This is a genomic window from Bradyrhizobium vignae (assembly GCF_004114425.1).
In the GTDB taxonomy this organism is placed as follows: Bacteria; Pseudomonadota; Alphaproteobacteria; order Rhizobiales; family Xanthobacteraceae; genus Bradyrhizobium; species Bradyrhizobium vignae.
Genome location: NZ_RDQF01000003.1, coordinates 76356 through 90877, shown reverse-complemented (window position 1 = coordinate 90877; position 14522 = coordinate 76356). Strand labels below are relative to the sequence as shown.

Sequence of the window (14522 nt, the reverse complement as noted above, 5' to 3'; positions counted from 1 at the left end):
TCGATTGATTTTCGAATTACAGAAATTCCACCGCAAATTTTCGAGGTGATCGTAGCCCGTCGGATGGCTCTTCGTTATGAGCCCGTTCACAGACCGCGCCAATTCCAAAGCTCGATGGCTGTTTGGTTGACTTGATCGTCCGTGCGATAAAAAGAACAGGGCCAATTACCTAACGTGCATTGTAGCAGCCCTTTGTTTCACCAAGACTTCGTCAAACAACTTAAGGGCGCCGAACCGCAACAAAGAATCCAACCACAGCGCGAAATGACTCACCAAGGAGTGCACGCACTGCTCGATGCAACGCGGAGCGGCAAATCGCTGCGAGTTCAGCTCGGAAAGCACGCCTGAGCGGTCAGCATCACCGGCGAGAGATTGAGGATCTGCGGAAACTCGAATGCGTAGCTCGCGCTGACCTGGTTGCCGCATGTCAGCGCGGAATAGGTGAATGTCCCCGCCGGAAGCGTGAGGCCGAACGCCTGCTGGGCCGCGTAGTTGGTGATCGCGCTGCCGCTCGGGCACAGCGTGCTGTTGACCGTTGCGCAGCGCGCCGCCATTTCGGCCCCGTGCTGAAGCCCGAGCTGAGTCCAGAACAACAATCCGAATTCGATGATCCCAAAGATGAACAGGAAGAACGCGGGAGCGGTCAGGGCAAATTCCAGCGCCGACGCGCCCCGATCGTCGTGCCACAGCGCTGTGAGTTTCACTGTAGCCTCGCGGTGGACTGGGCGCTAAAGGAGTATGTCGTCGCCACGATCTGATAGTTGATGAGCGTATAGTACGTCGCGCGCGCCGAGACTGTCGTATATGTTCCGGCCTGCGCGCCACCGGTGCAGACCGTCCCGCAACTGACGGCGCTAATTCCCGCACTCGTTGGACATCCGCAGAATTGGGTCGGCGCAGGTGAAGCGGTAATGGCTGTGGAATTGGTGGCGTTTGTCACGGCATCGGAGATGCCGCTCGCATCGTAGCCGCGCACGATCGCATACTGCGCCCCCGCCTGTGCGGCCTCTTCAACCTGCATCTTGCGATAGAGCGCGAGTCCAATGTCGGTCAGCGAAACGACCATCAACGACAGCAACGGGATCATGATGCCGAATTCGACGGCCGCGACGCCGCGGCTGTCGGCGGCGGCAGCGCGCAAGTGCCCCCTGAGAGCGTTGAGCAGGCGATCACGGCTCGCGGATACGGACCTCTGGATTTGCATCGGACCCAATCTCATTCGACGAGTTGCGCGGTTTGCGACCCTATCGTCGCGGTGCCGAGCGAGGAACAATTGACCTGAAGGTTCGACGTGCCGGTAAACGTCAGCGTATCGGCGATGATCTTGGTGCAGGACGTGCTCGTGCCGTTGCCGCCGCTGAAGCTGAGGTTGGCCTTTGGCAGGTAGATGGCGCCGCCGAAGTTCTGGGTGCCGCCGCCCGTCAGATTGAAGGAGGTCCCGGCCGGCATATTGCGGTCACCGTACATGACGATGCCTTTCGTGGCGCCGCTGGTTGGCGCCGTCAAATCGATGATCGCATTGCTGCCGATTGAAGCGGTCCCCCAATCGCTTCCCGAACCCGTAAAAACCAGGGTCACGCCGCTGCCCGTGATCGTGGCGTTTCCCGCGACGCTCAGATTGGCCCCGTCGAGATAATAAATGCCCGGACTAAGATTCAGGGTTGCGCCGGCATTGACCGTAATGCTGCCTGTGTAACAGCCGGGAGCGAGGGAATTGGTTTTTCCGTTGGCGTTGACCGTGATCTTGGCGTTCGTGCAGCTCGGCTCTAGAGGGGGAGAAACATTCGCATAGGGGTCGGCGACCGGCATGATGTGCGTCTTGACGCCATTGGTCGCGGTGATGCTGCTGGCCCCGGAGACGTCGCCGACGACTCCGACCTGATTTGCGGAGACCGACGCACTGCCTGCAACATTGAGCGATGGGCTTGCGCCTGAGTTGCTGTAGAGGTTGCACTTGATCAGGTTGAGCTGGTTGCCGCCGCTCACGTTGACCGCGGGGCTGGCGCTCGAGTTGAGCGCAAGGACGCACCCTGTCCCCGAGTTGGGCAGGGCGACCGCGCGCGCGGTGATGAGGACAGGACCCGAGCCGAACAAGGACGAGAGCAGCCGTTGTTGCGGCTGACTCACGATGACTTCGATTGCCTGCAGATCTGACGTATGACTGCCTGTTTTCGGCGGCTGATTCAACGTAACCGTGACGTTGTTCGCCGCGTCTGCGTAACCGTAGTTTGCCGCAACTGCCTTCGCTTCGGACAAGGGGTCAGCGCCGGAAGCCGCCGCTGTTGCAGCGCTGACGGCGCCGGAATCGGCCGCGCTCTGCATGTTCTTATGTTTATAGTACCACCATCCCACTTCAGTCCCGAGACCTGCGGTGCCGACCAGGACCGGCATAAGCAGCGCCGAAATGACGACATAGCTGCCCGACTGGTCGCGGACGAATTGTTGAACCAGGCTGGCCCTCTGTTCGTGCTCACGAACGGAGCCACATGACCGGCTCCATGGTGCATTAGCCGAGCGGCTGCAAAGTCTCCGGCGCGCCATCTGCTTCCCCGCACATTGCCACTTTTTCCCGAGAACTGTGAGGCCAACGGATTAAACGTAGCCCAATCGGACAGCGACAATTTTAGGCATCGGTTGATTCTCGGGGGGTTGTGCGAAGGGCCGGTTTCGCGCGCGAGAGAGACCCACCTCGAAGTGGACGGTGGCACACCCTTCGCCGCGACATGCCTGACATTCAGGCCACATTCATCACGAGACTCCTATCCACTTCGGACGATCAGGAGAATTCGATGAAACTGCCGACCGCGGCCGCCGCCAGCCTTGTGTGTCTGATCATCGCGCCCGCGCTGGCACAAACGCCGTCCGCTGCTCCCACCACCGTGCCGGTTCCCGCGACCAAGCGCGTGACGTGTCTCGCCACGACGGCAAACCTGAAAGGACAGGACAAGCGCGACCAACTCCAGCTCTGCATGGCGCAGGCGCGGGTGGATTGCCTGAAGCAGGCGATTGATCAGAAGGTCGTCGGCGAGCCCAGGAAGGCCTTCATCAAGACCTGCGTCGGCACGGATGGCGCTGAACAACAATAGGCGCGCGGGCGCGGCCTCACGGCTGCGGCTTCAGTGCTCCGGGAAAGTGCCGCTGCAGCACCGCGGCGGGCGTGGCGTAGGCCTCCTGCAAATCCACGCTCCAGTACTTCAGCTCGTCGAGCGGGATTCGCGTGTCGGTGATCGCGCAGCGCACGAAGGTCCCCGGCGAGATCACGCGGAAATCGCCGTCGAGATACTGCACCTGCGCTTCGCCATGGCCCGAGGGGCCGAACTTGTTCAGCACGGTCGAAAGTCTCCACGGAACGCCTCTCCATGGAAGACCTTGGAGGGCACGATGTGTTGGATGAGATGTAGCATAGATGGGGTGGCTTGTCCGCCCGTTAAACCCACCGGTTTGTGATGTTTTGCCGCCGTTTCCGCGTGATAATGCTTGAACTGAAGGGTCGCTGGTTCCGGCACCTCCTGCGGCAGAGTCCGATGCGCCTTCGACTGACCGCCCTGTTCATGACGCTGCTGATATCGGCCGCGCCCGCCTCGCCCGCGCCGCAGCCGGTCGACATCCCGCTCGCGTCCGGGGTCCTTCATGCGCAGCTCTACAAGCCCGAGGGCGCGGGCCCGTTTCCGACCGTGATCGCGCTGCATGGCTGCGGTGGCCTGGGTGGCCATTCCGATCCCGTGCTGCCGCGCTATCGCGATTGGGCCGAGCGCCTGCTCGAGGCCGGCAATGCCGTGCTGCTGCCCGACAGCTACGGCTCGCGCGAGCTCGGGCCGCAATGCCGCGTCAAGGAGATGCATGTCAAGGCGCGGCGCGAGCGTGTCGCCGATATCGCGGCCTCGCGCGCCTGGCTGATGAAGCAGGCCTGGGTGGCGCGCGACCGCGTCAGCCTGATCGGCTGGGCAAATGGGGCGAGCGCGCTGCTCTGGGCCGTGCGCCCGCAGAGCGCGGGGCGCGATCTCGGTCCGGATTTCCGCGCCGCGATCGCGTTCTATCCGGATTGCCGGATCTCGGCGGGTTTGGGGTGGAGCACGCGGGTGCCGACGCTGGTGCTGATCGGCGCCGATGACGACGTGTCGTCGCCGCCGGCCTGCCGGCAGATGGTGGACGGCGCGCGCGGCCGCAGCGCGCTCGCGCGCATCGTGGTCTATCCCGGCGCCGACCATGATTTCGACCGCGCCAACATACCTCTGCACGGTGCTGCCGACAGCGACGCTGCCGCGCCCGAGCACGGCCATTTCGGCACGGACGCCGAGGCGCGCGCGGCCTCGCAGAAGGACGTCGCGCAATGGCTGGCGCGGTAACCGGATGAGCGGACTTGCCGCGCCGTAGCTCGTAGAGCGAAGGCGGAAGCGGGGCCATCCGGGAACAACATCAGGCGGACAGCCCCGCATCGACCACCGCCGTGCACGGAAAATGGCCGACCTGGAATCTACGGATCGCGCCTTGATGCGGTTTCAGCCTGTGGCGGCGCCATCATTCGACCATGATGTCGATTAAACGCATTTCACATGCGCAACCGCATCACGCTCTTCGCCTCCGCGCTGATCGTCTTCACCGTCGTGATCCTCCTGTTCGAGGCCCATGCCGGCGCCCCACAGCTTGCGCCGGAACATTGCGGCTTCTGGACCACGATCGACGCGGGATTGTCCTGCCGGTAGAGCTAGGCTGGTTCCACCTCGTCATTGCGAGTGCAGCGACTTGTCCGCCGAAGCCTTGGCGGAGCCGGGACCGCGCGATCCAGTACGCCGAGACGTCAGTGATTCACAGAGAAGCTGCGGCGTACTGGATTCCCCGCTCCAGTGCGCAATTGCGCACAAGGCGGGGAATGACGCCGAGGGCGGAGCGCTCGCTCCTCGCGCCTCAGAACAAGCTGCCCTGATCCACCGGCTTGACCACCCGCTTCGGTGCCGGCTTTGTGTCCTGCGTGGCCGGCTTTGCCTGCGATGGCGCGCGCTTTACCGCGGGGGGCGGGCGATCCGTATCCGCCGTTGCGCCGACGCGGCCATCCGCGAACTCGATCTCGACGCGTGCGCCGGGACCGATCGACTCGGCCGCATGCAGGGGATGGCCGGCCTCATCGCGCACCAGCGCAAAGCCACGCGCGAGCACGCTGCGATAGGACAGCGCGGAGAGCAGCTTGCCGCTGTTCTCGACACGGGCATCGAGCCGGTGCAGCAGCGTGACGAGCGCGCGGCCCGCGCGCTCGGCCAGTCGATGCGTGCGCTCGCGCTGGCGCGCAATCGCGTTGCGCTGCGCCTGCGCATTCGAAAGTCTTGAGGCACGCAGGCGCACCTCCAACCCGGCAAAGCGATCGCGCCGCTGCCGCAGCAGCGAGCGTGCGGACAGGCCGAGCCGCTCGCCGCACACGGTGAGGCGGTGATCGGCCTGCGCGATCTGGCCGTGCAGCACCCGCAGCGTCAGTTTTGAACTTGCGGCGGTGAATCTGCGGAAATGCGCGTGCGTGTTGGCCTTGAGGCAGCGGGGCAGGGAGGCGCCCGCCGCATCCAGCCGTTGCCGCGGGATCGCCAGGAGATCGCCGGCCGCCGGCAGCGCGCGCGCGGCGGCGCGCAGCTCGTTACGGCGATTCTCGTGGCCGCGCTGCCAGCAGGCACGGGTGCGCCGCGCGAGATCGGCGACCTCGACGAACAGGTCGCTGCGCACCGGCACCGCCATCTCCGCCGCCGCCGTCGGCGTCGGGGCGCGCTTGTCGGCGACGAAATCGATCAGCGTGATGTCGGTCTCATGCCCCACCGCCGAGATCAGCGGGATCATGCTGTCGCTGGCTGCGCGGACCACGATCTCCTCGTTGAACGACCAGAGATCCTCCAGCGAGCCGCCGCCGCGCGCGACGATGAGCACGTCGGGACGGGGAATCTTGCCGCCCTCAGGGATCGCGTTGAAGCCGCGGATCGCGGCCGCGACCTGCTCGGCCGAGCCGTCGCCCTGCACCTTGACCGGCCACACCAGCACGCGGCGGGGAAAGCGATCCTCCAGCCGGTGCAGGATGTCGCGAATGACGGCACCGGTCGGCGAGGTCACGACGCCGATCACCTCCGGCAGCCAGGGCAAGAGCTGCTTGCGCGCCTCGTCGAACAGGCCTTCGGCGGCGAGCTTCTTCTTCCGCTCCTCCATCAGCGCCATCAGCGCGCCGATCCCGGCCGGCTCCAGCGCCTCGATCACGATCTGGTACTTTGAGGAGCCGGGGTAAGTGGTCAACTTGCCGGTGGCGATGACCTCGAGGCCTTCCTGCGGCTTGAAGCGCATGCGGCCGTGCACGCCCTTCCAGATCACCGCCTCGATCTTGGCGCTCTCGTCCTTGAGCGCGAAATAGCAATGGCCGGAGGAATGCGGCCCGCGAAAGCCGGAGATCTCGCCGCGGACGCGGACATGGCCGAAGGCGTCCTCGACCGTCCGCTTCAGGGACAGGGACAACTCGGAGACGGTGAATTCGGGCGCGTTGAGCAGTTGTTCCGCAGGCGGCATCTCAAAAACGATTCGGCATTTTGGGGTCAGACCCGACGTTAAGGATTTTCGCCGCGCGGCGCCAATCCCCGGGTTGATCGAAAGAGTACTCTGTACTATAGAGTTCTCTGTTGATTAATGGGTTTGAGGGCGATGGCATGGCGATCCGGCTCCTGCGCGGCGTTTTGAACGGCCTGAAATGGGTCCTGTGTGCAATCGGCGGTGTGGCGTTGATTCTGGGCGCCATGATCGCAATGCCGCTGGAGCGGCCGCCCGAGATGCGATCGGTCTCGGATTCCGCCAAGGGCATCGACTGGTCCACACTGCCGCCGCTCGAGCGCTTTCAGGCCCGTGACGGCACCTGGATCGGCTATCGCCATTATGCGCCGACCGGCCCGGAGACAGGCCGCGGCGCGATCTTCATCCATGGCTCTTCCGGCTCCAGCGGCACCGTCAATCACGCGCTGACCCATGCGATCGCCGCGCACGGGGTGGAGACCTGGGCGCTGGACATCCGCGGCCATGGCGGCTCCGGCACGCGCGGCGACATCTTCTATGTCGGCCAGCTCGAGGATGACCTGATCGATTTCGTCGCTCATGTCCGCAAGAGCGCGCCCGATCTGCCGCTGACCCTGATCGGCCATTCCGCCGGCGCCGGCTTCTCGCTGCGCGTCGCCGCGACACCGATCATGCAGGACATGTTCGTCCGCACCGTGCTGCTCGCGCCCTATCTCGGCTATGACGCGCCGACCAACAGGCCGAAGGCCGGCGGCTGGGCCAACATCGATCTCCCGCGCTTCCTCGGCCTGACGGCATTGCGCAGGCTCGGCATCGACTGCTGTTCGCAGCTGCCGGTGCTCGCCTTGGCCGTGCCGCCGAGCTCGGCAAAGTACCTCGTCTCCACCTATTCGGACCGCCTGATGCGCAACTTCGGGACGCGCGGCTATCGCATCGATCTTCCGGCGACGACACGTCCAGTCACGATCTTCGGCGCCGCCGAGGACGAGATGATGATCTCGGACAAATATGCGGAAGTCGTGCGAGCGGTGAAGCCGTCGGTCGACGTCAAGATCATCGACGGCATCAACCACATGGGCATCGTCACCAATCCGAAAGCCGTCTCCGCGATCGCCGAGGACGTGGCGACGCGCGGTGCAGCGGGGAGCTGACCATGATGGCGCATTTGACCCTCGCAGGTACGATCCATCTGGTGCTGGCGCTGCTCTGCAGTACCGTCGGGCTCATCCAGTTCCTGCGTCCCAAGCGCGGTGCCGGCCACCGTGCGCGCGGTTACTTCTACGTCTATGCCATGCTGGTCTCTGACGGCACGACCTTGCTGATCCACCGGTTCACGGGGCATTTCAACGTCTTCCATGTCGCCGCGATCGTGAATTTCGCCTGCATCGTGCTGGCGGTCGTCCCGCTGTTGCGCATGCCGAGGCCGTCGAACTGGAGATCCATCCACTACCACTTCATCGCCTGGTCCTATGTAGCGCTGATGTCGGCCGCGGCAATCAACACGGCGTTGCGGCTGTTGCCGCTGACGATGCGGAACCAGTGCGGCTTGACCGCACTGATCGTGTCGGTCGCGACGATGACGATCGCCCATCTCGTGATCCGCAAGTACCGGCCTCCATCAGATGTGGCGGCGCCATCCACCGGATTGGCCGGGCAGGCTGGAGCGCCGTCATGATCGACAGCAAGCAAGCCGCGGACGCGATGGCGGATATCGACGACACCGTTCGCCGCGTGCGCCAGTCGCTGATCTATCAAGTTTCGAGCCTGGCTTTGTTGATGTGGGGCGTGCTGGCGTTCGTCGGCAACATCGCAGGCTGGCTCTGGCCGCGCTATGGACTCTATTTCTGGATCAGCATCTACACGGTTTCGATCGTCGGCTTCCTTGCCATCGGCGCCTATCACCGGTCCCGAAACCGCATTCGCGTGTTCGACATCCGCTATCTCTTGACATTTCTGCTGATCGTCGCCTTCGGCATCTTCGTCTGCTATTTCGGCCATTTCACCCCGCGCCAACAGACGGCGTTCTGGCCGATCTACATCATGCTGTTCTACATGATGGCGGGGGTGTGGTTCGGCTACGCTTTCCTCGTGATCGGCGCCACCATCATTGCACTGACGCTGATTGGTTATTTCTACATCCCGGGCATATCGCTGTTGCTGTGGATGGCAGTCGTCAACGGTGGCGGGCTGACCCTCGGCGGCCTCTGGATGCGGCGGAGCTAGCATTGGCCGAGCTCGACGACATCATCCATCAGCCGCTGCGCCTGAAGATCATGGCGGCGCTGAACGCCCTGCCTGCAGGGGTCGGGCTGGAATTCGCCCGCCTGAAGAAGCTCACCGGCGCCACCGACGGCAATCTCGGTGCGCATATCGAGACCCTGGCCAAGGCCGGCTATGTCCAGGTGGACAAGGCGTTTGTAGGCAAGAAGCCGCAGACCACGGTGACCGCCACCGCCGCCGGCCGCGGCGCGTTCGCGCGGCATGTGGCGACGTTGCAGGAGATTATTGCGGGGAAGCAGGGTTAGGCTCCGCCGTCTTCCGGGGCGCGCCCTCTTGGGCACGAACCCGGAATCCATTCCACCGCCGACGCTGCCGCTCAATGGATTCCGGGTTCGCGCTGCGCGCGCCCCGGAATAACGGTTCGTAGGATGGGTTGAGCCCTTGCGAAACCATCGCTTTCCTCTTCAGGCTCTCAGTTATGGCCGCTGTCATCCGAAGCGCGGATGGCGCCCGATCATTTAACTTTACAGGCGCTTCGGGCAACACGTGTGATGGCTTTCGCAAGGGCTCAACCCATCCTACGGGCTGATCAAATCACCTTGTCACGCGGCCACTGCATCTTTGGGAAGAGGCCACGATACCTGTCGCGCGCATCAATGGCGCGGGCAAGGTCGGAAAACCACATCGGCCTGCTTCCTCCAGGAAGCTCATCGCCGATCAATGGGCGAAGCCCCTCATCCCTGTCGGGAACGAGCACAAAATACATATCAAGGCTATGCCGATAATGGATGCCCTGTCTGCCTTCAAAGTTGAAGGTGTGGTTGCGCATGTATTCTGCAATGACGGCAATCCTGGGAGTCCGCGCACGGCATTGCGGAGCCTGCTGAGGGCGATAATACTTCCGCGTATTCAGGAGATTGTCGAAGAGATTAATCCAGTATGTTTCACGATCGCTGACCTGACTTATGTCGCACCATTCGAGCAATGCGGTCCGAACCGGAAAGGCGTCATTCCACTCGTCACGCATCCAGCCTCGCACGACACCTATCCCGTCATAAGGACCCCGCCGGTGCTGCACAAAACGGCGATCGATGGTGCCGGTCGTCATCCCGACGTATCGTACCCGCCCGTCGCGGCAGGAATAGAGAGCGTAGATGGATGCCATCGAGGCTCCTAGGTGGTTTCCGGCTCAGCAAATGAAGTGATAGGCTCGAGGTTTGTCAACCTCCGGCCGGCACATCTCAAACTGCTGGGTGACGGGGTTGGCCCGGAACGTGTAGCTCGTAGGATGAGTTGAGCTCATGAGAAACCCATTGCTTTCCTATTCCTGCTCCGTCATCGCGGCTGTCATCCGTGCAAGTGACGACAAACCGCGGGTGGCGCCCGGTCGATTAGCTTTACGGATGCTTCGAGGAACACGTGTGATGGGTTTCGCTAGGCTGCCTTCCTGGCAATCGGCCTCGGCATCGCCGCGCTGACCCTGATTGGGTTCTTGTACATCGGCGACGCCTTCCCGCTCTGGATGGCCTTCGTCAACGGCGGCGACCTGGTCCTCGGCGGCCTCTGGATGCGGCGTCTGATGGCCGAGCTCGACGACATCATCCACCAGCCGCTGCGGCTCAAGATCATGGCGGCGCTGAACGCACTGCTCGTGTCGGCCGGTTTGGAGTTCGCGCGCCTGAAAAAGCTCACCGGCGCCACCGACGGCAATTTCCGCGCGCATATAGAGACGCTAGCGAAGGCGGGCTATGCGTCCGTGGAGGAGGCGTTCGTCGGCAAGAAGCCGCAGACCACGGTGGCAGCCACGGCGGCGGGGCGCGGGGCGTTCGCGCGGCATGTGGCGACGTCGCAGGAGATCATTGCGGGGAAGCAGGTTTAGCCAGCCTCGCTATTCCGTGGCGTTTCCTCTCGTCATTCCGGGGCGCGCCCCTTGGGCGCGAGCCCCGGAACGACGGGCGAATTGAATGTGGAGAGTTCGGACCGTTTCCCCTGAGGGATTTCGGAATTGCAGTGACAATGCTCTCAATGATCGACTGCTATCGAGCATCCAAGCCTTATGTATTGTGTGCACTGTCACCGTAATTCCACGATGATTTCTCGCACGTCAGTTTCGTTCATCGCATCGAAGTCGGGAGTCATTGGTCCGTCAATTCGCTGCCACCGAAGGTGACTTCCATGAGTGCCGTTCTCCCGCGCGTGCGACTAGATGAAACCAAGTTTCCCTTTGGTCACCGCAGTTGCGACTTTGACGGGGCTCTCCAATACCGCTCTTATGTACTCGTGAATCTCCTCACAGACCCGTTCGACGTCCTGTTCGCCGAAATCGAGGGGAATGCCTCGCAGCGCTCGCGGGCTATCGCCAATTCTGATTGTTATGGCATCGCCTATCATCTCAAATTCTAGCACCACGCGCGGCCAGAACTTACCGTTACCGCTTGTACGCGGAATGCCCACTGCAACACCCATCTGGATAGGAGCTAACGTCAAGGTCCCTTTGACGTGGGTACTGAACTTTGCACCTCGGTAGTCGCCCGCCTCCTCTTGAAACTCGCCTTCAGGCGGCACGCCCCGTGCTTCAGACCCTTCACCTAGATAGATTGGCAAGTGCTGCACGATTGCATCTCCAAGCGCTTCGATGGTCCGGAAGCTCTTAACCGTCATGTCGCTGTATTCGGACATTGCGTCTTGCAGGATCTTCATTCGTTCACTCAGAGCCATCAGTCGTCCTCCTTCAAGTCCGCATACCAGTTGCCGCAACGTGTGTGCAGCGCAACTTCAAGCTTCGCACCTTTCCCCAAACAGCAATGACGCCAGTCGTACATCGTTGAGCGAATTGCCCTTATCCCTCCATAAGGGAGCAAAGCAGCCGCAGAAGATGCCATATTCTTCGGGTGGAGGTACGTCATCCAGCCACGTGCTCTTTTGAGCTGTGGGAAGACCTCGATGATAATACAGGGAAATATAGGAGACCCCGTCATCATCGGGTCCGAAGATAATCCCGTCTCCAGTGGCTGTCGGCATTCCTACATTCCGTCCCTCTTAAGAGCCCGGCAAGACCTCTTGCATTCTTCCCGACTATCTATCGATGAGTGCTCCTGAAAGCGCAATCATAAAGCGCGCTCGACTTGTACAAAATTGACCTAACGTTCGTTACGGCGTCGAGCTTTCAGCAATGTCCGTTACTCAGCCGAAAGCGGAGATCGAATCCGGAGCGCCTCCCCCCTTCACACCCGCCCCGATTCGTGCGACCTCCGCCCCCAGCAAAACCCCTCATTTCTGAGCCTTCGATGCACATTCTCCTGCTCGGTTCCGGCGGCCGCGAACATGCTCTGGCGTGGAAGATCGCGGCCTCTCCCCTGGTGACCAAATTCTGGTGCGCGCCCGGCAATGCCGGCATCGCGCGCGAGGCGGAATGCGTGGCGCTCGATGTCGCCGACCATGCCGCCGTGATCGACTTCTGCAAGAAGAACGCGGTCGAACTCGTCGTGGTCGGGCCGGAGACGCCGCTGGCGGCCGGCATCGTCGACGATCTCACTGCGGCCGGCATCAAGGCGTTCGGCCCGAGCAAGGCGGCGGCGCAGCTCGAGAGCTCCAAGGGCTTTACCAAGGCGCTTTGCACCGAGTTCGGCATTCCGACCGGTGCCTATGAGCGATTCACCAACGCACAGGACGCGCGCGCCTATGTGCAGAGCCAGGGCGCGCCGATCGTGATCAAGGCCGACGGCCTTGCCGCCGGCAAGGGCGTCGTCGTCGCCAAGACCTTGCGCGAGGCCGAGGATGCCATCGCCATGATGTTCGAGGGCGCCTTTGGCGAGGCCGGCACCGAGGTCGTGATCGAGGAGTTTCTGCCGGGCCGCGAGATCAGCTTCTTCGCGCTCTGCGACGGCGAGACTGCCATCCCGCTGGCCTCTGCCCAGGACCACAAGCGCGTGTTCGACCATGACGTCGGCCCCAACACCGGCGGCATGGGCGCCTATTCGCCGACGCCGCTGGTGACGCCAGGGATCCACGACGCGATCATGGCCAAGATCATCCTGCCGACGGTATCAGGCATGAAGCAGCGCGGCACGCCGTTCCGCGGCGTGCTCTATGCCGGGATCATGCTGACGACGCAGGGCCCGAAACTGTTCGAGTTCAACGTCCGCTTCGGCGATCCCGAGTGCCAGGTCTTGATGCTGCGCATGATGAGCGACATCGTGCCGGCGCTGCTCGCCGCCTGCGACGGCGAGTTGAAGCATTTCGATCTGCGCTGGTATCCGGAATCCGCGCTCACGGTGGTGATGGCCGCCAAGGGCTATCCCGGCGACTACCAGAAGGGCACGCGCATCCAGGGGCTGGAGGAGGCCGCCAAGGTCGAGAGCGTCGAGATCTTCCACGCCGGCACGGTTGCCAAGGACGGCGCGATCCTCGCCAATGGCGGCCGCGTGCTCAATGTCTGCGCGCTCGGTGCGACCGTGACGGAAGCGCAGGCCCGCGCCTACCAGGCCGTCGACCGCATCGACTGGCCGGAAGGCTTCTGCCGCCGCGACATCGGCTGGCAGGCGGTCGATGCGGAGAAGGCCAAGACTTGAGAAGGCCAAGACTTGAGAAGGCCAAGACTTGAGGTGTCATTCCGGACGGCGTGCCGAACGCGCCGATCCGGAATCTCGACATTTTCGCCACCGCGCCGCCACATCGACACGCCAGAAATATCCAATTGCCTGTTGGGGTTAGCAGCCCCGCATATAATACCGCTACTGTGCATGGGGTCGTTTTCGACATTTTTGTTTGTCGGGCCGGCTCCGCGACTGACCAGATAAGGATGCAAGAAGATGTCCGATCTCGCCGACCTTTATCCGGGCTTTGCCGCCGAATGGATCGACACCTCCTTCGGCCGCATCTTCGCCCGCGTCGGCGGCAGCGGGCCGCCCCTCCTGCTCCTGCACGGCTTCTCCGAAACGCATGTGATGTGGCACCGCGTGGCACCGGAGCTTGCCGACAATTTCACGCTGATCATCGCCGATCTGCCGGGCTACGGCTGGTCCGACATGCCCGAAAGCGATGCGCTGCACATCCCGTACAGCAAGCGCGCGATGGCGAAAGCCATGGTCGAGGCGATGGAGCGTCTCGGTCACGTGCACTTCGCGCTCGCCGGCCACGACCGCGGCGGCCGCGTCTCCTATCGCCTTGCGCTCGACCATCCCGGCCGGCTCTCGAAGCTCGCCGTGCTCGATATCCTGCCGACCTATAATTACTGGGAGCGGATGAACCGCGCCTATGCCTTGAAGATCTATCACTGGACCTTCCTGGCCCAGCCCTATCCGCTGCCGGAGACGCTGATCTCTGGCAATGGCGAGTTCTTCCTGCGCTTCAAGATGGCGAGCCAGACCAAGTCGAAGACGCTGGACGCGATCGACCCGCGCGCGCTCGAACACTACATCGCCCCGTTCCGTGATCCCGCCCGGGTGCACGCGATGTGCGAGGACTACCGCGCCGGCGCCTATTTCGACTACGACCTCGACAAGGCCGATTTCGATTCCGGCAAGAAGATCACGGTCCCGATGCTGACGCTGTGGGGCAATGCCGGCGTCGCGCAAGCCGCCGCCACGCCGCTGGAGACGTGGAAGCAATGGGCGACCAACGTGGACGGCATGCCGGTGGACTCGGGGCACTTCCTCACCGAGGAGAACCCGGACGTCACCGCGAAGGCGTTGCGCGAGTTTTTCTCGGCTTGAGCCACACCGTCATTGCGAGGAGCCCTTGCGACGAAGCAATCCAGTCCGTCTCCGCGGAAAGAC

Annotated in this window: 17 protein-coding genes; 10 read left to right on the top strand and 7 right to left on the bottom strand. The window is 63.0% G+C overall.

Annotation, left to right across the window (positions count from 1 at the left end; genetic code table 11):
* Positions 1–326 precede the first annotated feature (326 nt).
* The 3 genes from EAV90_RS03370 to EAV90_RS03360 all read right to left on the bottom strand — a co-directional run bounded on the left by EAV90_RS03370 (position 327) and on the right by EAV90_RS03360 (position 2541).
* Positions 327–704, bottom strand: a complete 378-nt coding sequence (locus tag EAV90_RS03370) for a TadE/TadG family type IV pilus assembly protein (protein ID WP_245509445.1) — start codon at positions 702–704, stop codon at positions 327–329.
* A complete protein-coding gene (locus tag EAV90_RS03365) occupies positions 701–1141 on the bottom strand; it encodes a TadE/TadG family type IV pilus assembly protein (RefSeq protein ID WP_129142593.1) in 441 nt (146 codons plus the stop codon). Before EAV90_RS03365 ends, EAV90_RS03370 begins: the two co-directional genes overlap by 4 nt.
* A gap of 74 nt (positions 1142–1215) precedes the next feature.
* Entirely contained in the window at positions 1216–2541 is a 1326-nt protein-coding gene (locus EAV90_RS03360) for a pilus assembly protein TadG-related protein (protein ID WP_283810424.1), read from the bottom strand.
* A 248-nt stretch (positions 2542–2789) separates the two neighbouring features.
* Here EAV90_RS03360 and EAV90_RS03355 point away from each other — a divergent pair, with 248 nt between their 5' ends.
* Positions 2790–3086: a hypothetical protein gene (locus tag EAV90_RS03355; protein ID WP_122400955.1), complete on the top strand. Its 297-nt coding sequence runs from the start codon at positions 2790–2792 to the stop codon at positions 3084–3086.
* 16 nt (positions 3087–3102) lie between these two features.
* Here the strand turns inward: EAV90_RS03355 and EAV90_RS03350 are convergent, their stop codons facing one another.
* Entirely contained in the window at positions 3103–3330 is a 228-nt protein-coding gene (locus EAV90_RS03350; RefSeq protein ID WP_014491939.1) for a DUF2093 domain-containing protein, read from the bottom strand.
* Positions 3331–3524: 194 nt separating this feature from the next.
* Here EAV90_RS03350 and EAV90_RS03345 point away from each other — a divergent pair, with 194 nt between their 5' ends.
* On the top strand, positions 3525–4346 hold the full coding sequence (locus EAV90_RS03345) for a dienelactone hydrolase family protein (protein ID WP_162500117.1): 822 nt from the start codon (positions 3525–3527) through the stop codon (positions 4344–4346).
* 207 nt (positions 4347–4553) lie between these two features.
* A complete protein-coding gene (locus EAV90_RS03340; RefSeq protein WP_122400957.1) occupies positions 4554–4703 on the top strand; it encodes a hypothetical protein in 150 nt (49 codons plus the stop codon).
* Positions 4704–4905: 202 nt separating this feature from the next.
* Here the strand turns inward: EAV90_RS03340 and xseA are convergent, their stop codons facing one another.
* A complete protein-coding gene (gene xseA / locus EAV90_RS03335; protein WP_129142591.1) occupies positions 4906–6528 on the bottom strand; it encodes an exodeoxyribonuclease VII large subunit in 1623 nt (540 codons plus the stop codon).
* A 137-nt stretch (positions 6529–6665) separates the two neighbouring features.
* On the opposite strand from xseA, the gene EAV90_RS03330 reads away from it, so the two are divergent.
* Genes EAV90_RS03330 through EAV90_RS03315 form a run of 4 tightly spaced genes read left to right on the top strand, consistent with a single transcriptional unit; the run spans position 6666 to position 9050 of the window.
* Positions 6666–7676 carry an alpha/beta hydrolase gene (locus EAV90_RS03330; protein WP_164936757.1) on the top strand — a complete coding sequence of 337 codons (1011 nt, stop codon included), beginning with the start codon at positions 6666–6668 and terminating at the stop codon, positions 7674–7676.
* A 2-nt stretch (positions 7677–7678) separates the two neighbouring features.
* Positions 7679–8200, top strand: coding sequence for a DUF2306 domain-containing protein (locus tag EAV90_RS03325; RefSeq protein ID WP_129142590.1), 522 nt, complete (start codon positions 7679–7681; stop codon positions 8198–8200).
* Positions 8197–8748, top strand: a complete 552-nt coding sequence (locus EAV90_RS03320; RefSeq protein WP_129142589.1) for a hypothetical protein — start codon at positions 8197–8199, stop codon at positions 8746–8748. The genes EAV90_RS03325 and EAV90_RS03320 overlap by 4 nt, the downstream gene beginning before the upstream one ends.
* A 2-nt stretch (positions 8749–8750) precedes the next feature.
* Positions 8751–9050 (top strand): winged helix-turn-helix domain-containing protein, encoded by a 300-nt coding sequence (locus EAV90_RS03315; RefSeq protein WP_129142588.1) that lies wholly within the window; start codon positions 8751–8753, stop codon positions 9048–9050.
* A gap of 284 nt (positions 9051–9334) precedes the next feature.
* On the opposite strand, the gene EAV90_RS03310 is transcribed toward EAV90_RS03315, so the two are convergent.
* Positions 9335–9910 (bottom strand): GIY-YIG nuclease family protein, encoded by a 576-nt coding sequence (locus EAV90_RS03310; RefSeq protein WP_129142587.1) that lies wholly within the window; start codon positions 9908–9910, stop codon positions 9335–9337.
* Between the two features lie 414 nt (positions 9911–10324).
* Between EAV90_RS03310 and EAV90_RS03305 the strand changes: the two genes are divergently transcribed.
* Entirely contained in the window at positions 10325–10624 is a 300-nt protein-coding gene (locus EAV90_RS03305) for a transcriptional regulator (protein WP_129142669.1), read from the top strand.
* Positions 10625–10947: 323 nt separating this feature from the next.
* Here the strand turns inward: EAV90_RS03305 and EAV90_RS03300 are convergent, their stop codons facing one another.
* Positions 10948–11463 (bottom strand): hypothetical protein, encoded by a 516-nt coding sequence (locus tag EAV90_RS03300; protein ID WP_129142586.1) that lies wholly within the window; start codon positions 11461–11463, stop codon positions 10948–10950.
* Between the two features lie 569 nt (positions 11464–12032).
* Between EAV90_RS03300 and purD the strand changes: the two genes are divergently transcribed.
* Both purD and EAV90_RS03290 read left to right on the top strand, forming a co-directional pair.
* Entirely contained in the window at positions 12033–13316 is a 1284-nt protein-coding gene (gene purD / locus EAV90_RS03295; protein WP_129142585.1) for a phosphoribosylamine--glycine ligase, read from the top strand.
* A 240-nt stretch (positions 13317–13556) separates the two neighbouring features.
* Complete coding sequence (locus EAV90_RS03290) at positions 13557–14459, top strand: alpha/beta fold hydrolase (RefSeq protein WP_129142584.1); 903 nt, start codon at positions 13557–13559, stop codon at positions 14457–14459.
* The last annotated feature ends 63 nt before the right edge of the window (positions 14460–14522 follow it).